Genomic DNA, 17,027 nt, shown 5'->3' on the forward strand with positions numbered 1-17,027 from the left:
AATCATGGCAAGAAGAAAACAATATAAAAATCAACCACAACAAAAAAAGGCATTCATCAATCCACATGTCTCAGCACGCATCATCGAAAAATCACAGTACATGACACGTCAAGACATACAGAACTGGAGAAGAGCTTTAGGTATGGCACGCAATGTAGAATCTCGTAATATGGCACCTATACAGCTATTGTATAAAGACATATTACTGGATGCATTACTAATGTCACAAATGAAAAACAGACTACTAAAAGCATTGAGTACACCATTTATGTTCCAAGACGAAAATGGTAATACAAACGATACAATTACCAATGATCTACAAAACAAGCGTTGGGTAAATGACTTATGCAAATTCATCTTAGAGTCTATTTGGTTTGGACATTCTTTAGTGGAAATTATCAAAGAAGGAGATACCATAAAAACGAGCCTAATCCCTCGTGAGAATGTAGATACAGTACAGGGAAAGGTGTACTTTGACTATACTGACCAAACAACATACATAGATTACAGAAAGGCAGACGAATATGGTACCACCTTACTGGAGTTTGGAGATGAAGGGGACTTAGGTATCTTAAACAACACTGTCCCTCATGTGCTCATGAAGAAATTCGCTCAATCGTGTTGGTCAGAACTGTGTGAGATATTTGGTATTCCTCCAAGGGTTATGAAAACAAACACCCACGATCCTGCAATGTTGAATCGTTCAGAGCAAATGATGCGTGATGTAGGTTCTGCTGCTTGGTTTATTATAGACACTACTGAAGAGTTCCAATGGGGACAAGGCGTATCTACGTCAGGAGACGTATATCAACGTCTAATCCAGTTATGTAATTCTGAGATATCTATGGTATCAAGTGGTGCTATCATTGGTCAAGATACTGTCAACGGATCGCGTTCTAAAGACGAATCTGCACAGAACATGCTACAACAGTTAATTAATAGTGATTTATCACTATTAGAAGAAGCTTGGAATACAGCAGTCATACCAGCCTTACAAAAGCTTGGTATCTTACCTCAAGATATTTTCTTAAAGTTCGAAGTAACAGAAGATATCAGTGATTTATGGCAAATGACTAAAGATTCACTCCAGTACTATGATTTTGATATCGAATGGATGAATAGAAAGTTTGGGTTAAACATTACAGGTAAAAAGGCAAATATATTCGAACAAGACCAATCCCTTAGTTTAGGCTTTAATAAGGATGATTTTTTTTAAATCGCTCTAAAGAGCTGGCATACTTTGGAGCATTACACAATAGCATTCATAATATGTATAAATGCACTTGTGACCGCTGTAGGGGCGAATTGCAATTCGATCATAACACCCCATCACAATTCGCCCAACATATAAACCAAACCCGTAAGGGTGAATTGCAATTCACCCCATTTGAAGACCTTTTAAACAGTGTTTTAACTGCATTCAAAACATTACACAGTACAGGAAGTTACAAAGTTCAAGACCTATTCAAAACAGAAGAATACAAGCAAGTAATCAAACAAACTGCTACGATCTTAAAGCAACCTGTATTAGACAATGTAATCAAAAAGGGAATGCAACAGGCATTAGAACAAGATGTATTTATATTCAGTGCACTCAAAACGCATGTACAACTATTCGAAGCATCAAGAATGCTATTGGATGAAGAAGGAAAAGTAAAACCATTCAGCAAGTTTCAACAAGATTTTAAGAAGCTTACTACAGACTATAATGAAACATATTTAGAAACAGAATATAACTTCGCAGTAAACTCTTCCATTATGGCAGGTAAATGGTCAGAGTTAGACGATGACGCAATATTGCAATATCGTACGATGCGAGATGATAAGGTAAGGGATGAACACCGTGTACTTGATAGAACAACACTACCTAAGAGTGATCCTTTTTGGTTAGAGTATTACCCACCCAATGGGTGGAACTGTCGTTGCACAACCATAGAAGTGCGTAAAGGCAAATATGAAGAAAGCGATTCAGTAGCAGCTATTGAAGCAGGTAAAACAGCTACTACCAAGTATGGTAAAGATGGATTTAATAGCTTAGAGCTATTCAGATTTAATCCTGGTATGCAACAAGTCGTTTTTCCCCCAAACCATCCATACTCTAAAGTACAAGATGCTAACATTATCAAGCAAACAATTAAAGAGACTACAGCAAAAGAAAGTTTTGAAGCTTTAGATTTAAACACATTGATCAAGAAGGATATTCCTACAAACAATGAAGTAAAAGATATCATTACAAAGTATGCAGAACAGTTTGGTGATGATTTTAGAAACGGTTTAGAAAGTGTAAAAATAGCTAAGTCTAAAAGCTACTTGATGCAACATAGTATGTCTTATAGCCCTGCTACTGGCGAATGGAAAGGAGGTTCTACTATTTCGATTAGTAGTCACTCATTTGGCAACTTCAATCCATTGGATGAAATAAAAGGAGCCTTTGCAGCTATTAAAAAAGGTGAGAAGTTAACATTTAACCAAGAATACTCTTTAGAGAGTTTATGGCACGAGATATTACACGCGAAGACAAAAACAAAGCCTTTAAAGTTAAGTTCTTTTCAAGTGAAGAGTATGGAGACTATTAATCAGTTTGTAGCAAGACACACATATCCTGACTTTATGAAGCGATTGGGAGGTACAGCCTCTAATCAAGCAGATATATTAGATAAAGGATACGGATATAGTAGTTGGATAACTGAATTTAGAAAAAGAATTGTGGATAGCAACCTAACCGAAAAAGAAGCGTTAGAATACTTTGAACCACACCTAATGAAGAATTATGGCGACTTAAGTACTAAAATTAGAGAGTTCTTTACTGAGAAATAACAAAGTCTAATCCCCATTGCCATTGCTGATAAAGTTCAGGCACTTGATTGACATAGTGCTTGAATTTTACTTCATCTTGTCGAAGTTCATAAAGAAGACCAATAAACAAAAGGTTTTCTCCTTTTGGAGCATACGCCAACTCTTCTAAATAAATTTCTTTAGAAGTAATGCCTAATAGTTGCTTTAACTCAGACTTTGTTGGATTATGTTCAAATATTGTTTCCATAACACAAATATACAAATAAAATGAATGATAATAATATTATACAAAAACTAATCAAAAACATACGCCTTGAACTAGATGATGAGTTTGACCAAAATTTTGAACGTAAAGCCTTCTTTACAGAGAAGTGGAAAGAAACAAGAACACCACGTTCCATTGGTTCTCTATTAGCTCGCACAGGAGCACTGCGTAAATCTATCCAATCAGAAACAACTGAAGACAGTATCACCTGGTCAAGTTCATTACCCTATGCATCCATTCATAACAGTGGGGGCAAAATTAGAATTACACCTAAAATGAAGAAATACTTTTGGGCTATGTTTTATAAGAGTGGAGGTAAAGAAGCTGAGAAAGAAGGCAACTCATTAACACAAGAACAGATCGGATGGAAAGCACTTGCTTTAAAAAAAGTAGGCAGTGAACTTGTGATTCCTAAAAGACAATTCATAGGAGACCACCCACAAGTAAACAACGCTATTCAAGAAATATTCGAAGACAGCAAAGAAGAGCTTGAACAATACCTTAACCAACAATTCGGCACAAACCGTTAACCGTAAACTGTAAACCAATAAAAATGATCCAAGAAATATTCCAACCCATACAAACTAAAATAGACCAGGAAGGTCTATTCAAATACATCTCCGAAGACTGGGGACAATTAGACTACTACGGAAAAGATTGCCCTGTGCAATGGCCTTGTTGTATTTTCGATATTGTCAACGGACAATTCAGCAACATAGGCAAACTTGAACAAGAAGGCGAAATAAACATAGTCTTCAAAGTAGCTCACCTAAGATTAACCCCAAACAGCGCACGTACAAGCAAAATACAGCAAGAACAAAGCTGGGAAGTAACGAAGTGGACAGAACAACTACACAAAGCCTTACAAGGCTTTAAACCACACCCACAACACGGCAAGCTTATCCGTAAACAATTAAGAAAAGTCCAAAGAGACGATGGCATCAAACAATACGAAATAATCTACACCATCGGCCTCCACAACGTATAATCACCCAGCATGTCATCTTGTGTGTGTAGAGACGCAATATTTTGCGTGTCACACAATACATTCCCATAAACATTACTCATACAGAATCACTGCATTCCAAAAAAAAAGAGAGGGACATCCATGTCCCTCTCTTAGTTTATCCACCCAGTTTGTCATTCTGACGACAGGATGAATCTCATTAAATATTTTACAAACTATATTTTATAGCTAATGCATCAGTTGTATAAACACTTTTATAACCAGGTAAAGATCTCGTTTTAGCCCTAGCTGCTGGATGATAAATTACATCTATATCTATGTTGTATTCTTTTTTGAAAAGCTTCTCATTTGTAGTACCTAATAATACTTTATTCTTTGATTTTAATAAAATTGGCTTATTAATACTAACATACGAATTTACTATACTACTCCATTCTTTAATTCGTATTTTATTTTTCAACTTCTCTTCATCATAAGATAAATTTAAAAATACGATACCTTGTTCTTTTGCTAACCAAATAAAAAACTCTTGTCCTTTTATCCAATGTTTACTTTGTTTTATTTTCTGTATCTTATCTTCTGTATAGCCTAATGAATCAAGAATTTTTATAGCAGAAAAGCTCTTTACGTAAATACCATTTTCAAAACTTTCCTTACAGAATGGAATTCCTACAGGGTCTTTTGGATAAGGATCTTGTCCAATAACACATAGTTTTATATCATCTAATCTATTAATCACATCTAAATAATCTTTATCCATTGCATCTTAAGTTAATATTTCACACCTCTTCTTTTCCAATAATCGTGTTGTTCTTCAATTGCTTTAATCATATCATCTTTTGTAAAGCCCTCATATGGTCTATATTGACCAATATTACCATCTTCATTTGTTATTCCTATCTGAGGTATAACAATAGTATATCCATCTAATTGATCCATTCTACCTATATTTGCTTGAAAAAGGTTAAATCGTAGTGTATTCTCATCAAATATAATAGGTTCTGTTTCTAGGCTTTTCCATTCTGAAAAAAAGTTTTTCAACTTATCTTTTATTTTGATTACATCATCAGATGAGATGTTTCTTGAAAATGGAATATCTTTAAATTCTAAAATATACTTATAATCATTCATAGTTTATAATCATTCATAGTTACTTAAACCCCAATGCCGTAGGCACCCATTCTTAATTCCTAATTTATAATTCTTAATTACACTGTTCGTTAGAACAGTGTAAGCTGCCCTTTCTCAGCCTCTACCTTAGCCAGTTCCTTAACCACAGCAGTCCCCAGTATCTCATACAACGTCGAACGACTAATAGGATAAACTGGATAGATATACTTACGCCAAACCACAACCAAGGGGATATCCTCAGTCTTATGTTGATTATATAAGTCTAAGATAAGTTTATACCTTCTTAACTTATTTAATCGCATTCCGATCTGTTGTGGAGTAACATTATTCATAGTAACAAAAATAACACATTTTGTACCATAAAAAAAAGCTACTCATTGAGTAGCTTTTTTACTAATAAAACATATTTAAAGTCCATATTTTTTCATTTGTTGGATTAGGTTTAAACTTATACAACCAATGAATTGACTTATTTTTCACTCTAAACTCTTGTGCATTATAATCTTTTAGAACTTCTTCTGGTGTAGCATTAAGAACAAATCTTTTTTTCCAATATGGAAACAAGTCTAAGTAATTAAAAGTAACTGTACTAAAAGAATACGTTTCTTTTCCCTTAATTTCTAAAGCTTTGTTCTCACCTTCAAAACGTCTTTCAAATTTAATTTTCCATAAATCTTTTTCAAAATCAAGGAATATTTCTTTTTCACCACTTCTCACTTGTGCTATCTGTTCTTTTGTAAGAATCCAATATTCTAATAAATTAGAATCCTTACCTGATGTAGTTACTACATCATAGTCTCCTCTAACAGTAGATAAAATCTCTCTGACTACTTTTTCAGTATCTTCTTTAGTAAGATTGCGTATATACCTAATATATTCGATGTTAGGTATATCATTTATCTCTAATTCCTTTGCATCCAATATCCTTTTTTTGGTATCCTGTTGTTGCTTCCATTCATCCTCATAACAAGACTCACACACAAGGCTCTCGAACTTCTTTTTATCCTTATCCTTAAGTTTACTTATGGTGTTATTAAGCATCCCTATTGAAGGATCAGAAATAGAAGTATCCTTCTTATCAAGTAACTTATTATTACTGTTCAAAACCCCTTCAATTAACATGATATAAGTAAGAGATGAGCTATCTAACTTAACAACCTCTTTCTTTTGTTTCTCATTAATTCTGAACTGTTGTGCATTAGTGACAACACTAACCAACAACACTAAAAGTGTAATTATTCTTTTCATTTATTTTGTTTTAGTTTTTTTATCTCTGTATAAAGGCTATCTATTTGCTTAACATACTCTTTTTGTTGCTCAATATAATGTTCATTATTTAATTGAATAGTATTTTCTATTGAATTAATCTTTTTATTTAACTCTTCTATCTCCTTTGAATTATTATTTAATAGAGCAATTATACCTGCAATTGCACCTATAATACCTCCAATTATCCCTATAATACCACCTCCAATACCTAAATAATCAAGCAATTTTTTACGTTTTTTTTCTTTAAGTAATTCTTTTTCTTTTTTTAATTCACTTTTTTCATACTCAAATAATCCTCCCACTTTCTTAGCATTCAGCCCTTTTTCAGTAAGTCTATACCTTACATTATAAATAGGATGCTTCTCAATAAAATTTAAAGATATAAGCATTTGTTTAGTTTCATCTAAACAAGCTAAATATTCGGATTCTGCTTGGAAATCTTCAAATAAAGATCCAATTGCAAAATGATTGTCTGTGGGTGCAAGAACTAATATCTTATTGACAATTTTTTTAACAAATATATCTTGATCTTTTTTACTTAATTGTCTAAAATCTTTTTCTGTCATTTTTTATTTCAAAGATACAAAAACAAAAAAAAGAGCTAACCACTTAAGCAGTTAACTCTTTTTATTAATACTCATTTTCAAAATATCTACCATTAATATAGCGGCTAAGGTGTGCCTTACCGACTTTCTTTACAGCAAGGTAATCCTCATAACCTTTAAGCCCTTGAAAGCATTTTAGAATATCCAATTCACTTAACTTATTAAATGCCTTCTCTGCATCCTGTTTAGCTACTTTATAGCCATATAATCCCCATAGAGCATCAAAACTTAAATCAGCTGGAGCTTTATCCACTTTAAACTTCTTACGCATCTTAAGGTCTTGTATCCATAATCGTTTAAGAACATCCTCAGTCTCAGGAAACCGATCACTATAAAGCCATCTTACCTGTGCTTCATTCAATAGTTGATTCTTTTCAAAGGCTACTAAAATACCGTTCAAATCGTATTTAAACACAAATTCAAGTCCGATATCCATTCCTTTTACCTTGTATATTGTCAGCATACATATTCTATTTTTTGGTGAATCTCATCTCTAAGTTTACTCAGTAAAGAGTAGTGTAGTGGATTGTGTTCTTGTATATAAGGGATAATGACACCCAATAACTCAAACAACGCCCAACCCTCATAATACTTAAGCTTAATACTGTACTTCTTTTTAGAGTCAAACATTGAAGTCTGTCGTTCAAGTGTCCGACACTTCTTTTCAAACCGATCAGACAACTCTAACCCAATAGACAGCCATACCTTACTTAACCCCTTAGAACCTTTTATCTGATTTACCTGAGTAAACCATTTACCTAAAGCAAACAGAGTATCTGTACTAATATTCAGTTTTACTTCCATACTCTAACAAATCTTGAATATCATACTCATCTCTAAAACTATCATCTTGCTTGATATTAGATACTAACCATTCAAATGATTCAGGATAATTTTGCATTGTTACATCATCGCCATTATCCACAGCTTCATTTAACTCTTCTAAGATATCATCAGGTATTTCGATATCTTCTAAATCAACCTCATAAGTTACACTTACATATAATCTTTTTACTTTAGTCATGGTACTCATATTTAAAAGTTATACCAAAGTGAATACTTAAAAATTCTTCAAAATCTACAAGATGATATTTACTAATATGGTTATCATCCATTTGATTATAGACAGCAAATTCGCCTTTGAATAGATAAGGATACTTGATTGACTTTTTCTTCTTTATTTTTGATTCAGTCAATACTTTTAAAATCCCTCTCTCACGTTTACTACATCTTCGTAAATCTATTGCTGTATTCTTAATTGTTTTATCCATCTATTTTACCACTTCTAATCCAAGTGGGAAGCTTTACACAAAAATCTTATAATCCTTTAATCCTAAAAATCTTGGTTCAGACATCTATTACCTTATCAACCACTTGACCACAACAGTCACACACAACGTCTAAATGAACTACAGTACAATATACTTCCTGTACTTCACTATGCTTCTTCAGATGCTTACAGTCAACCGTAAACTGTTCACTGTTCACCTTACTATCACTCATCATCACCCAATAACCACCCTGTAAAAAACATCCCAATGATAAAGCCTATAACTAAAGCTCCACATACACAACCTAAAAAGAACAACACCTCCATAATCAATCCCATCTTTTCTGTGTCATTTTCTGTAATGCTCCAATTATTCGACTAACTTCCATCTTAGTCATTTTCTTTAAAGGTTTTTGAACAGGACTTCGACTACTCTTTAACCACAATGCAAACCGTGTCATATCAGCCACATCACGCCCATTAACCTCATGCACAAGTTTCAATTGCCAAAGCAAGGATAAAATCGTACTATGTTGCTTATTCTTACTATCAAATACTTCCCATTCATCAATATACTTTTTCCTGTTCCTCGTTTTCTGTTCCCTGTTCCCTTCCTGAGCATTCAATATCCTCTCAGCTTGCTCATAACTCAAATCATTCAGACTCGTCTTACTATTGTCTTCAGTTGCCCATTGTACAAACTCCTCTTTAATTCCCTCATTAAAGCCACAATTCTTACGAATCCTAAACTTCTGTTGTTTCGTTGCTGTCATAATCTTCTAATGGACAATTATTAGGTATTTTGTTTTCATAGTGGTCTGGGTCACCATAACTATAATTAAGTAAAAAAGGCTCTAACGTGCTTGAGTCTCCTTGACTTTCAGAAAAAGCACAAACAAGAGCAAAGTATGTGTTTCCTCCTCGTTCTATTAATGACTTTTTATGATCGCAGTCATTACAACTTGTAATAACCTTTGCTATTTTTTGCTTACTCATAACCAGTTAACTCTTGATTCAACATAATTCTCAACCTGTTCAAGTGCTTTAGATATCCCAGTCTCTGTATAAGCTATATCTATAAAAAAGACTATGTCTTTTTCTTTCATTCTACTATTATTAAATACCACAACCCTTAAAAAAAGTGAGTTAGTTATAATTAAGGTGTAATAAAACCCTTTACTGTCAAGAGTATCCAAATAACTCTGCAAAGCATTTAAACTATCTATCATAACTATCTAAGTGAAAAATAAAACTCCATTCTTTTCTCAACTCCTGGCTCAACCTCCACCAACTTATATCCCTTAGCGAACATTGATGTTCTGATATCAACAATAGAAGCCTCTATGATATCCATTCCATCGTCAAACAGCTTGCTATTCGCAACCTCACGCTTCTCATTTAGCTTTCTAACTAATTGAGGATTATAGTTACCCTGAGCATCTGTTTTCAAGAAGGTGTTTAAAAACTCCATCATTATTTTCTCATTCTGCTCATCTCCAGCAAGACTGCTCATATACTCTTTAATCTTAGCAATTCCCTCAGACTCTGTCCCATCAAATGTAGGTTTGATATTCCAACCCATTTTGATACTTGCAGTTCCATCTCGTTTGGTAAGAGTATGACTCTCTTGATCTCGCTTCTTATTGCCATAGACCTCGGCACGTGCATCGATGATAGCTTTCGCATCATCAAATAAATTGAGAATAGATCGATTCAAATCCCCCTGCAGTCCTACGAAGTTATCAATGTGTTTATCCACAACATCCTCTGTCAAATCAACTAAAGCTGCTTTATTTCGTTTTTCTCTTTCAGTATCTTCTTTTCTTTTTGCTTCAATCTGTTGTTGTAAGTCTTTAATTTGAGCAGACGTTAACTGTCCTAAATCAATTGTTTGTGCTGTATTCTCCATATCTCTTATTTTAATTGTTTAATCTCTCGCTGTCGCGGATTTGCAATCCGTGACTTTACAATCCCTTAATTTTCTTCTCTATACTCTCAGGTACCTTATACTCCCTTAATTCCTCAGAACCACCAATACTAAACAAGTACCCTCGCTCTTGATTGATACAGATACGTTCCCCTACAGTGAAGTAACCTGTCCCATTGGTCTGCTCTAAACAAGTATGTAGGACAGCTAATCGACTATGTCTGTCTGTATTTCTACTGTTCAATTCCCATTCAATTGCTTTCCAAGACTCATATTCTTGTTCAAAATCAGAAGAATCAGTATTACTAGCTAACCAAGTTCGCTTTTGCTCGTAGTCTATAACCAGCTTGTTAGTTGGTGTATATTTTAGATTAACACTACTCATATTCCTCTTGTATTAAGCGTTGTTCTAAGTCCTTTTTATCTCTAAGCACCACACCATAATTAGGATGCTGTGCATTATTAGTTAGCCAATAATCAAGCTCACTTATCTTATTTTTCAATTGTTGTTTTGTCATTAGTTCTGATTTAGTATTGGTTGTTTACTCTTTTTATGTTTAGGGATTAAAGCCCCTGGATAACTTCTAAATATCTGATTAGTGATAGTCGCATAGAACTCATTCTTAGCAGATGCATCTAATCCTTTATATCCTTGTACCTCTTTAATGAATTGTTCTTCTAAAGCAGTATAAGTAGCTTTAAAGTACCTCTGTATAGGTTTGCTTATCAATGCCTGCTGTAGTGAATATGCTGTCGTATTAAACCCCATACACCAATCCACAAAGCTGTGTAACACTATTTCATCATAATAAGTAGGCGTTACCTCCAATAATTCTATAATTGTCTTTCTCATAACTTATCTGTTTTTGCTAGCGCGGATTTGCAATCCGTGCTTACCCTTTTGATAATAACTTCATCTGATTCCTCTCATAGCCCTCTTCCCAAATAACATGAGAACCGTAAGCTTCAAATCTATTTTTTTCCATAACCGCTTCGAAGTTTTCAACCTTGACTCGGATATCACAATCATAATAGATAGCTTCAGCTACTGCACCAGCAGGAAGATTTCCCTTTATACCTGATACCCATATAAAAGTGGTATTAGGAAACTTACTAATGAAGTTGAAGTAATCTTGTACTTTACAACCTCGAAAGAAGTACTGCACACTATCTATAATCACAATTCTTGGTTGTCTTGGTCTATCAAGTCTTGCTGTCAATTCTTCTAAGGTCTCTTGACTAAATATAAATTGACTCTTAACTGATTTGATATTAGATCGTTCTAAAGCCATTTTAAAAGACTTTTTCATTCCCTCTTCTAAAGTGTTGTAATGCACGCGATAGAATACACATAACATCTTTACAAGTTGTAGGAGATAGGAGGTCTTTCCGTGTCCTGAGTCTCCATATACTATCCATTGTGAGTTACCAAGTTGAGGACTGCCAAGGTGTGCTTCCCAGTCTTCGTGAATTGTGATACTTTCAAACTTCTTACGAGATATATCTTCATAGTTATATGCACGCTTGACTTTCTTCATTAATCATAAAGTGTTTATCAATATCCCTTTTAACTCGTCTCAAATCACCTTCACAGTTATTGTATATACCAAAAGCTTGCTCTTCATCTGTGATACCATTTGCATAACAGATAGCAGTTACATCTTCAACAGTAATAGGAGATAGTTTTAAATAACTCCTACCTATTCTACTTCGCAATTCTTTATAACCTATCTTATCTAACACACAACCTCGCTCAATTCTTTTCTTCAGTGCAGGTACACCTGATATAACAAATCCACAGTGTCCATCTAATGCGTTGTAGAAGTCCATAAACAAATCAAGTGATGGGTCTTTTAACTTGTCTATTTGATCTATAATCACGAGTGGTTTGTTTAAACCTTTGATGTGATCTATAAATCTAAATATTAAAGTTTCAATAGTTCCTCCAGTCTCTAATCCACATGCACGTACTAACTCACGCATATATATTTTCTTTGTCCAGTAGTTGTTACACTCTACGAATATGACATTTCGATTCTGTTTAGTGTATTCTTTATAAGTATGTGTCTTTCCTGCTCCAGCATCATGACTGATACACACACTAATAGAACGTGTTTGAACACTGTTTAAAAGGTTTTTTAATTGCAGATAATTAGTTGTTTCTGCTGTTTGCCATCCAAAGGTGATCCCTAAATTCATTCGAACCTTATTCCACATTTCATCTTTAATCAAATCCCATTTAAGGTTTATCATTTGACTTAATGTTCCTGCACTTACTCCAGCCTTAACAGCTAATTTATTTTGAGAACTCTTAGCTGACATGACTTTCAACTGTTCTACTATCTTCTCTTTTTGTAATCTATCCATTGTACTATAGTTATAATTGGTTTAACAAACTTTCATGTGCCTCTGCGTATGCACGTCTAGCTTTAGGCACATCACCACCCATTTTTAATATAAATTCTTGCTCTTCAATTAAGGTCTCAGGTGTAATACCTGTTCTATTTCTTAAATCATTTAAAGCCTTCATATCTCGCTCTTTTTCTAATTTTCGAACAGCAAAGTCATTGTCATAGTTATCACCTGCTTTTCTAAATCCATGCAATCCATGTTTTCTCTTTGGTTCTGCATTAGCCACAAAAACTATTTTGTCTTCATAATCCTTCTCAAACAACTGGATATAGCCATCCATAAAATCAGGATCAAAGCGCACAATAAACTTCTTACCTACATTAGTTCGTCTAAACTCTAAGTCAATATTTCCATCAGCATCATACACTTCATAGATATACTTATGATCTCCCAACTGTATCCCTAATCCATGTGCTTTATAGGTAATAGGTTTTTTAGCCTCTTCTATCCACATTTTATCCACAATCTCCATAATACTTAAAGGCTCTTTTCGTGGCATTTCTTGTTGATAAACTTCATTGCGACTTAGTTCTTTGTAATGTGGGTGCTTTCTGTTGTTCCACATATTCACTACTGCACCAAATGCATCTACTAATTCATCTGTGGTCTTTAGAAAAGCTCTATTCTCATTGATGAAGTCGGGGTTCATTCGGTTGTCTGCTCTTCGCACCTTAATACTTTGTCCATCACTAAACCAAAATCGATTCACAACCTCGTCTTGAAATCTTCTGAATATGTTTTCTACAGGACCTTTACTAACCTTAGCTTTATGGGCATGGTGAAAACCTCCTGTTTTAGCAACTAACTCATCATAAAGCCCTTGCATTCGTGCTCCTATATGTCCTGATTGGTTATCGTAGGTTAAATAGTAAGGTCTACACTGTGCCTCATTGACTGCCATCTTTACTGCTCTAAAGTGTTCAATGTGATTTTCACTAAATCCTAAACTCCAGCCGATAATCTTTTCACTATAAACATCAACTACTAAATCAACCTTCAGTTTACTTCCCATTTTGTTTCCACTCTCTTCCCAAAAGTGTATCCAGTCAAGTTTACTACCATCGATGCTCCAGTAATAGTTAGGAAACAGCTCTTCTTTATCAACACTAAGAGTATGACTATACTTCTTATTGTATTCTTCAATTCCATGTCTCCCAAGCATCCATATTCGCTCTTGTTTGGGTTCCATCAGCCAACGATATACTGCACTATCTGTAAGACTTGCCCAACCTTTTAAAATTGCCATCTCTTCATATCGTTCTAACAGTTCAGGTATCTTAATCTTATTAGGCTGTGCATACATTACTAATAAATAGTCTGCGATTTCATCCTTAATGATCTGTGCATTCTTTTGTCCTTCTCCTTTATGCAAGAAGGTAGAGTACCCATCTTTTAGATAATCCTTATATTTTGCTTGTAACCGCCTTGGATTCCCTGGTAAGGAATACACAAAAGGTTTATTGTTTCCTTCTCGTACATTAACGTTCACCAAGTCATTAACAGCCTCACTAATATTCTCCCACACTTTAGTCTTCTTACTTCCAAAGGTTCGATTACTTACTCGTGTATCACTAAGGACAACTTTAATTGCATTAAGTATAAGAGCATTTGTAGTTTTTTCAATTTGCGCCTCTTCAGAGAGAGGTTTCCCATCAGGCTTTCGGTGTTCAGCAAAGAACTTAGCAGCATTAATATCAGGTTCGATGTAATCCATTAACTTATTTCTTACTACTGTCTCCTTTGGATCACCCAGCTTAGCTATACATACTTTTTTAATATCAGGTGGTAAATCATAATAACTCACCATTGCTCTATTTCCTTTACCTCTCCCTTCATTGGTTCGTATCAACTTACCTCTTCGAACATAACTTTGATAAGTGTTGTAAGCCATTAACATCCAATCTTCATACAGAAGTTGTGCTGGGATACTCAGTATGTTATTGTGATATTCATACATAAGCGTTGTGTTATTAATTAATAATACTATCTAAGACTATTTTTTGAACATCATTAAGAGCCTTTACAGCTTTGTTATAGTCTTTTTTAATTGCATCAGCTGTCAGGTTATCACGACCACCACTTAAACAGCGTCTAACATAATCCTCTGTTATTCTATACTTCTTACTAAGCTGTATAATAACTACTTGATTATATTCATTCCTCTTTTTATTTTTTTCCATACATTTACCTGTTTTTAGTTTTTGTCCCTTCGTATAGGACAAATATAGAAGATAATTTTCAACAACACCAAATCAATTGGTGATAATTTTCAACAAAGATGTATAATATTTTAGATGCTTTTATAAAAATAGCTGAAAATCAAGGAATTAGTATAACTAAACTAGAACAGCAAATAGGTGCTAGTAAAGGAGTCTTATCACGTGCAATAGCAAAAGATAGTGATATTCAGTCAAAATGGATTATGAGTTTGGTTGAAAATTATCCCCAATACAATACTGAATGGATTTTAACTGGCAAGGGGGCTATGTTAAAAAATCAAATGATGGATAATAATGTAATAGCAGAACCAACACCATCTAATCGAAAAACATCTGATCCTATACATCCAATGCAGAGAATACCTTTATATAACATCACTGCTACTATGGGACTTATTCCTCAAAATGGATTAGATTCAGAATATTTAATTGATTTCTTAAGTATTCCAGATCTTCCTCAATGTGATGGTGCTATTTATGCTTCAGGGGATTCCATGTATCCATTACTTAAAGCTGGGGATATTGTTGTATTTAAAAAGATAGAGATTGATATAGATACTATATTCTTTGGAGAAATATATGTTCTATCTATATATATTGATAGTACTAGTACAATGAAGTCTATTAAGTATATACAAAAGTCTGATAAAGGAGATGATTATATAAAGCTTGTATCTGTTAATCAACATCACAGTGATAAGGATATTCCTTTAAATAAGATAGCAGCTATGGCGCTAGTACGTGCACATATACGTATTCATAACTAGTATAAGAGGGGTGTTTTCGTGATTGTAGTATATAATTCACTGTATATCAGTGTTTTTTATTACATTTATTTACTTTATATATGTAGTTACACCCCATTCATTTACTGTTTTTATACACTTTAAGTGTATTAAGTATGTATAATTGAGTGTTCCTTTCATACTTTTTAGAGCATTATTTGCACACCTAAACGCACACCTAATGCATTTCACACGACACTTTAGAGGGTTTGAACAGTATTAGTATGAATACCCTTTATAAGCCATTTAAACGGTATTCATACATTCTTTAATAACTCATTATACACCATAAAAAAATGCCGTAATAGCCTATTTTAAAGCTATTACGGCGTTTTTTATCCTTTATACTTAGTCCTAATGGTAGTAGTACCATTCAAACGTTTAAACACTTCCTTATAAATGGTAGTCAAATGGTAGAGAATGTACCTTTCTATTTTTTATCCATCCCGACCTTTTTTATCCTAAACCCTTGATTTTATTGAACTTTACGACCTTTTTTATATCGTATATCTATGTACATTTCTATCTATGCCCTATAGTACTACAGAGTTTAGGCTTAGAAAATAATGAGCTTAAGAATTGGGAGAAAGCTTGTATAACAGACTTATTAGTGAATCTAATCAAAAAAGGAAATGGAGTACAACACTAATAATTATAACGAGATTCTTAAAGCTCTAGATTTACCTAACTATTGGGAGAACCGTTTAAAGAGTAAGGTAAATAAGAAGAGCGTACATTCTCTTAGAATGCTAGAGCATTTGGGAGACAATGTATCAGGTACTGCTATTGCTCAGAAATTGTACTCAGAGAATACACATATTAGAAAGCATGCAAAGAGCATTTTTATGAAGTTTTCGTCTCATGATTCTTTTAAGTTTTTAGAGAATGACTTTGATCGTGATTTTAATGCTTTTGATGAAGTTCGTATTCATACTTCTTTAGTGAAAAGAGCATCTACTAAACCTTTGCCATTGTTAATGAGATGGGTGAATGTAGCGAAGAATGATAAGTATCAAGCCTTCTTGATCTATGAAATAGCTTTCTTTAAACAAGTAGAGAGCGCAGCTGATTTGTTGAGGTTGTATAAACAGACTAATTCAACAGTGGTAAAGAAAGCAATTGTAGAAGCATTGGGTGACTTTGCTTATCGAGATGCTATATCTGTGTTTATAGAGGAGTTTAGTTATGTAGAACAACTTATTCAAAATGAAATTGTTATTGCCTTTGGTAAAATTGGAGGTATAGACGCTTTGTCATTTTTAGAACAGTTGTATTATGAAACTGAGAATAAAGAGTTGTTAGTAAATATTCTTTCTACAACTAAGTACACGACAAAAAACTAAAGCAATTGATATTTAAAGGGTTGTGTCCATTTTTAGAG

General features: G+C 33.8%; 27 protein-coding genes. 6 read left to right on the top strand and 21 right to left on the bottom strand.

All coding sequences use genetic code 11. The annotated features are described in order from the left end of the window. Positions 1–4: 4 nt before the first annotated feature. Positions 5–1,216: a phage portal protein family protein gene (locus MODO_RS15490; RefSeq protein ID WP_059051285.1), complete on the top strand. Its 1,212-nt coding sequence runs from the start codon at positions 5–7 to the stop codon at positions 1,214–1,216. A gap of 155 nt (positions 1,217–1,371) precedes the next feature. Beyond that, a complete protein-coding gene (locus MODO_RS15495) occupies positions 1,372–2,817 on the top strand; it encodes a phage head morphogenesis protein (RefSeq protein ID WP_059051286.1) in 1,446 nt (481 codons plus the stop codon). On the opposite strand, the gene MODO_RS15500 is transcribed toward MODO_RS15495, so the two are convergent. Continuing rightward, positions 2,804–3,043 (bottom strand): hypothetical protein, encoded by a 240-nt coding sequence (locus MODO_RS15500; RefSeq protein WP_059051289.1) that lies wholly within the window; start codon positions 3,041–3,043, stop codon positions 2,804–2,806. The genes MODO_RS15495 and MODO_RS15500 overlap by 14 nt on opposite strands. A 20-nt stretch (positions 3,044–3,063) precedes the next feature. Here MODO_RS15500 and MODO_RS15505 point away from each other — a divergent pair, with 20 nt between their 5' ends. After that, positions 3,064–3,591, top strand: coding sequence for a phage virion morphogenesis family protein (locus MODO_RS15505; protein WP_059051291.1), 528 nt, complete (start codon positions 3,064–3,066; stop codon positions 3,589–3,591). A gap of 23 nt (positions 3,592–3,614) precedes the next feature. Continuing rightward, positions 3,615–4,049: a hypothetical protein gene (locus tag MODO_RS15510; protein WP_059051294.1), complete on the top strand. Its 435-nt coding sequence runs from the start codon at positions 3,615–3,617 to the stop codon at positions 4,047–4,049. 187 nt (positions 4,050–4,236) lie between these two features. On the opposite strand, the gene MODO_RS15515 is transcribed toward MODO_RS15510, so the two are convergent. The 20 genes from MODO_RS15515 to MODO_RS15605 form a co-directional block, all read right to left on the bottom strand. Then, positions 4,237–4,788 carry an aldo-keto reductase family protein gene (locus MODO_RS15515; RefSeq protein ID WP_059051297.1) on the bottom strand — a complete coding sequence of 184 codons (552 nt, stop codon included), beginning with the start codon at positions 4,786–4,788 and terminating at the stop codon, positions 4,237–4,239. A gap of 11 nt (positions 4,789–4,799) precedes the next feature. Next, positions 4,800–5,159, bottom strand: coding sequence for a hypothetical protein (locus MODO_RS15520; protein ID WP_059051299.1), 360 nt, complete (start codon positions 5,157–5,159; stop codon positions 4,800–4,802). 89 nt (positions 5,160–5,248) lie between these two features. After that, positions 5,249–5,491 carry a hypothetical protein gene (locus MODO_RS15525; protein WP_069190347.1) on the bottom strand — a complete coding sequence of 81 codons (243 nt, stop codon included), beginning with the start codon at positions 5,489–5,491 and terminating at the stop codon, positions 5,249–5,251. A 61-nt stretch (positions 5,492–5,552) separates the two neighbouring features. Further along, on the bottom strand, positions 5,553–6,407 hold the full coding sequence (locus MODO_RS15530) for a hypothetical protein (protein ID WP_059051303.1): 855 nt from the start codon (positions 6,405–6,407) through the stop codon (positions 5,553–5,555). Then, positions 6,404–6,994 carry a hypothetical protein gene (locus tag MODO_RS15535; protein WP_059051305.1) on the bottom strand — a complete coding sequence of 197 codons (591 nt, stop codon included), beginning with the start codon at positions 6,992–6,994 and terminating at the stop codon, positions 6,404–6,406. Before MODO_RS15535 ends, MODO_RS15530 begins: the two co-directional genes overlap by 4 nt. A 64-nt stretch (positions 6,995–7,058) precedes the next feature. Then, positions 7,059–7,496 carry an LvrA C-terminal domain-related protein gene (locus tag MODO_RS15540; RefSeq protein WP_059051307.1) on the bottom strand — a complete coding sequence of 146 codons (438 nt, stop codon included), beginning with the start codon at positions 7,494–7,496 and terminating at the stop codon, positions 7,059–7,061. Continuing rightward, positions 7,490–7,837, bottom strand: a complete 348-nt coding sequence (locus MODO_RS15545; RefSeq protein ID WP_059051310.1) for a hypothetical protein — start codon at positions 7,835–7,837, stop codon at positions 7,490–7,492. The genes MODO_RS15540 and MODO_RS15545 overlap by 7 nt, the downstream gene beginning before the upstream one ends. Then, on the bottom strand, positions 7,815–8,057 hold the full coding sequence (locus MODO_RS15550; RefSeq protein WP_059051312.1) for a hypothetical protein: 243 nt from the start codon (positions 8,055–8,057) through the stop codon (positions 7,815–7,817). The genes MODO_RS15545 and MODO_RS15550 overlap by 23 nt, the downstream gene beginning before the upstream one ends. Further along, positions 8,050–8,304 carry a hypothetical protein gene (locus MODO_RS15555; RefSeq protein ID WP_059051314.1) on the bottom strand — a complete coding sequence of 85 codons (255 nt, stop codon included), beginning with the start codon at positions 8,302–8,304 and terminating at the stop codon, positions 8,050–8,052. Before MODO_RS15555 ends, MODO_RS15550 begins: the two co-directional genes overlap by 8 nt. Positions 8,305–8,380: 76 nt before the next feature. Further along, a complete protein-coding gene (locus MODO_RS19280) occupies positions 8,381–8,572 on the bottom strand; it encodes a hypothetical protein (protein ID WP_144964327.1) in 192 nt (63 codons plus the stop codon). 60 nt (positions 8,573–8,632) lie between these two features. Next, positions 8,633–9,076, bottom strand: coding sequence for a hypothetical protein (locus MODO_RS15560; RefSeq protein WP_059051317.1), 444 nt, complete (start codon positions 9,074–9,076; stop codon positions 8,633–8,635). Further along, on the bottom strand, positions 9,048–9,299 hold the full coding sequence (locus MODO_RS15565) for a hypothetical protein (RefSeq protein ID WP_059051319.1): 252 nt from the start codon (positions 9,297–9,299) through the stop codon (positions 9,048–9,050). The genes MODO_RS15560 and MODO_RS15565 overlap by 29 nt, the downstream gene beginning before the upstream one ends. A gap of 235 nt (positions 9,300–9,534) precedes the next feature. Continuing rightward, the gene (locus MODO_RS15575; protein WP_059051323.1) at positions 9,535–10,212 is read right to left on the bottom strand and encodes a DUF3164 family protein; all 678 of its coding nucleotides are present in this window, start codon (positions 10,210–10,212) and stop codon (positions 9,535–9,537) included. A 55-nt stretch (positions 10,213–10,267) separates the two neighbouring features. Next, on the bottom strand, positions 10,268–10,615 hold the full coding sequence (locus tag MODO_RS19640; protein ID WP_235811669.1) for a hypothetical protein: 348 nt from the start codon (positions 10,613–10,615) through the stop codon (positions 10,268–10,270). Then, on the bottom strand, positions 10,608–10,748 hold the full coding sequence (locus MODO_RS19285; protein ID WP_155601576.1) for a hypothetical protein: 141 nt from the start codon (positions 10,746–10,748) through the stop codon (positions 10,608–10,610). The genes MODO_RS19640 and MODO_RS19285 overlap by 8 nt, the downstream gene beginning before the upstream one ends. Next, positions 10,748–11,083, bottom strand: a complete 336-nt coding sequence (locus MODO_RS15585) for a hypothetical protein (RefSeq protein WP_059051324.1) — start codon at positions 11,081–11,083, stop codon at positions 10,748–10,750. Before MODO_RS15585 ends, MODO_RS19285 begins: the two co-directional genes overlap by 1 nt. Positions 11,084–11,123: 40 nt before the next feature. Continuing rightward, on the bottom strand, positions 11,124–11,768 hold the full coding sequence (locus MODO_RS15590; RefSeq protein ID WP_059051326.1) for a P-loop NTPase family protein: 645 nt from the start codon (positions 11,766–11,768) through the stop codon (positions 11,124–11,126). Further along, positions 11,743–12,597, bottom strand: coding sequence for an ATP-binding protein (locus MODO_RS15595; RefSeq protein ID WP_059051328.1), 855 nt, complete (start codon positions 12,595–12,597; stop codon positions 11,743–11,745). The genes MODO_RS15590 and MODO_RS15595 overlap by 26 nt, the downstream gene beginning before the upstream one ends. 10 nt (positions 12,598–12,607) lie before the next feature. Further along, the gene (locus MODO_RS15600) at positions 12,608–14,599 is read right to left on the bottom strand and encodes a transposase (protein ID WP_059051333.1); all 1,992 of its coding nucleotides are present in this window, start codon (positions 14,597–14,599) and stop codon (positions 12,608–12,610) included. 13 nt (positions 14,600–14,612) lie between these two features. Continuing rightward, a complete protein-coding gene (locus tag MODO_RS15605; protein WP_144964330.1) occupies positions 14,613–14,822 on the bottom strand; it encodes a hypothetical protein in 210 nt (69 codons plus the stop codon). A gap of 98 nt (positions 14,823–14,920) precedes the next feature. On the opposite strand from MODO_RS15605, the gene MODO_RS15610 reads away from it, so the two are divergent. After that, positions 14,921–15,628 carry a S24 family peptidase gene (locus MODO_RS15610; RefSeq protein WP_059051338.1) on the top strand — a complete coding sequence of 236 codons (708 nt, stop codon included), beginning with the start codon at positions 14,921–14,923 and terminating at the stop codon, positions 15,626–15,628. A gap of 650 nt (positions 15,629–16,278) precedes the next feature. Beyond that, entirely contained in the window at positions 16,279–16,989 is a 711-nt protein-coding gene (locus tag MODO_RS15615; RefSeq protein WP_006259233.1) for a HEAT repeat domain-containing protein, read from the top strand. Positions 16,990–17,027: the final 38 nt, after the last annotated feature.

It is taken from the genome of Myroides odoratimimus (assembly GCF_001485415.1).
Lineage (GTDB): Bacteria > Bacteroidota > Bacteroidia > Flavobacteriales > Flavobacteriaceae > Flavobacterium > Flavobacterium odoratimimum.

What these genes read in the sequence shown, in the direction of transcription:
- MODO_RS15595 (WP_059051328.1), bottom strand. Translation starts at nt 12,597, where the DNA reads ATGGATAGATTACAAAAAGAGAAGATAGTAGAACAGTTGAAAGTCATG.
- MODO_RS15525 (WP_069190347.1), bottom strand. Translation starts at nt 5,491, where the DNA reads ATGAATAATGTTACTCCACAACAGATCGGAATGCGATTAAATAAGTTA.
- MODO_RS15490 (WP_059051285.1), top strand. Translation starts at nt 5, where the DNA reads ATGGCAAGAAGAAAACAATATAAAAATCAACCACAACAAAAAAAGGCA.
- MODO_RS15530 (WP_059051303.1), bottom strand. Translation starts at nt 6,407, where the DNA reads ATGAAAAGAATAATTACACTTTTAGTGTTGTTGGTTAGTGTTGTCACT.
- MODO_RS15605 (WP_144964330.1), bottom strand. Translation starts at nt 14,822, where the DNA reads ATGGAAAAAAATAAAAAGAGGAATGAATATAATCAAGTAGTTATTATA.
- MODO_RS15540 (WP_059051307.1), bottom strand. Translation starts at nt 7,496, where the DNA reads ATGCTGACAATATACAAGGTAAAAGGAATGGATATCGGACTTGAATTT.
- MODO_RS19640 (WP_235811669.1), bottom strand. Translation starts at nt 10,615, where the DNA reads ATGAGTAGTGTTAATCTAAAATATACACCAACTAACAAGCTGGTTATA.
- MODO_RS15600 (WP_059051333.1), bottom strand. Translation starts at nt 14,599, where the DNA reads ATGTATGAATATCACAATAACATACTGAGTATCCCAGCACAACTTCTG.
- MODO_RS15545 (WP_059051310.1), bottom strand. Translation starts at nt 7,837, where the DNA reads ATGGAAGTAAAACTGAATATTAGTACAGATACTCTGTTTGCTTTAGGT.
- MODO_RS15515 (WP_059051297.1), bottom strand. Translation starts at nt 4,788, where the DNA reads ATGGATAAAGATTATTTAGATGTGATTAATAGATTAGATGATATAAAA.
- MODO_RS15520 (WP_059051299.1), bottom strand. Translation starts at nt 5,159, where the DNA reads ATGAATGATTATAAGTATATTTTAGAATTTAAAGATATTCCATTTTCA.
- MODO_RS15585 (WP_059051324.1), bottom strand. Translation starts at nt 11,083, where the DNA reads ATGAGAAAGACAATTATAGAATTATTGGAGGTAACGCCTACTTATTAT.
- MODO_RS15560 (WP_059051317.1), bottom strand. Translation starts at nt 9,076, where the DNA reads ATGACAGCAACGAAACAACAGAAGTTTAGGATTCGTAAGAATTGTGGC.
- MODO_RS15615 (WP_006259233.1), top strand. Translation starts at nt 16,279, where the DNA reads ATGGAGTACAACACTAATAATTATAACGAGATTCTTAAAGCTCTAGAT.
- MODO_RS15590 (WP_059051326.1), bottom strand. Translation starts at nt 11,768, where the DNA reads ATGAAGAAAGTCAAGCGTGCATATAACTATGAAGATATATCTCGTAAG.
- MODO_RS15555 (WP_059051314.1), bottom strand. Translation starts at nt 8,304, where the DNA reads ATGGATAAAACAATTAAGAATACAGCAATAGATTTACGAAGATGTAGT.
- MODO_RS15550 (WP_059051312.1), bottom strand. Translation starts at nt 8,057, where the DNA reads ATGACTAAAGTAAAAAGATTATATGTAAGTGTAACTTATGAGGTTGAT.
- MODO_RS15500 (WP_059051289.1), bottom strand. Translation starts at nt 3,043, where the DNA reads ATGGAAACAATATTTGAACATAATCCAACAAAGTCTGAGTTAAAGCAA.
- MODO_RS15535 (WP_059051305.1), bottom strand. Translation starts at nt 6,994, where the DNA reads ATGACAGAAAAAGATTTTAGACAATTAAGTAAAAAAGATCAAGATATA.
- MODO_RS15610 (WP_059051338.1), top strand. Translation starts at nt 14,921, where the DNA reads ATGTATAATATTTTAGATGCTTTTATAAAAATAGCTGAAAATCAAGGA.
- MODO_RS15505 (WP_059051291.1), top strand. Translation starts at nt 3,064, where the DNA reads ATGAATGATAATAATATTATACAAAAACTAATCAAAAACATACGCCTT.
- MODO_RS15510 (WP_059051294.1), top strand. Translation starts at nt 3,615, where the DNA reads ATGATCCAAGAAATATTCCAACCCATACAAACTAAAATAGACCAGGAA.
- MODO_RS15565 (WP_059051319.1), bottom strand. Translation starts at nt 9,299, where the DNA reads ATGAGTAAGCAAAAAATAGCAAAGGTTATTACAAGTTGTAATGACTGC.
- MODO_RS15575 (WP_059051323.1), bottom strand. Translation starts at nt 10,212, where the DNA reads ATGGAGAATACAGCACAAACAATTGATTTAGGACAGTTAACGTCTGCT.
- MODO_RS19285 (WP_155601576.1), bottom strand. Translation starts at nt 10,748, where the DNA reads ATGACAAAACAACAATTGAAAAATAAGATAAGTGAGCTTGATTATTGG.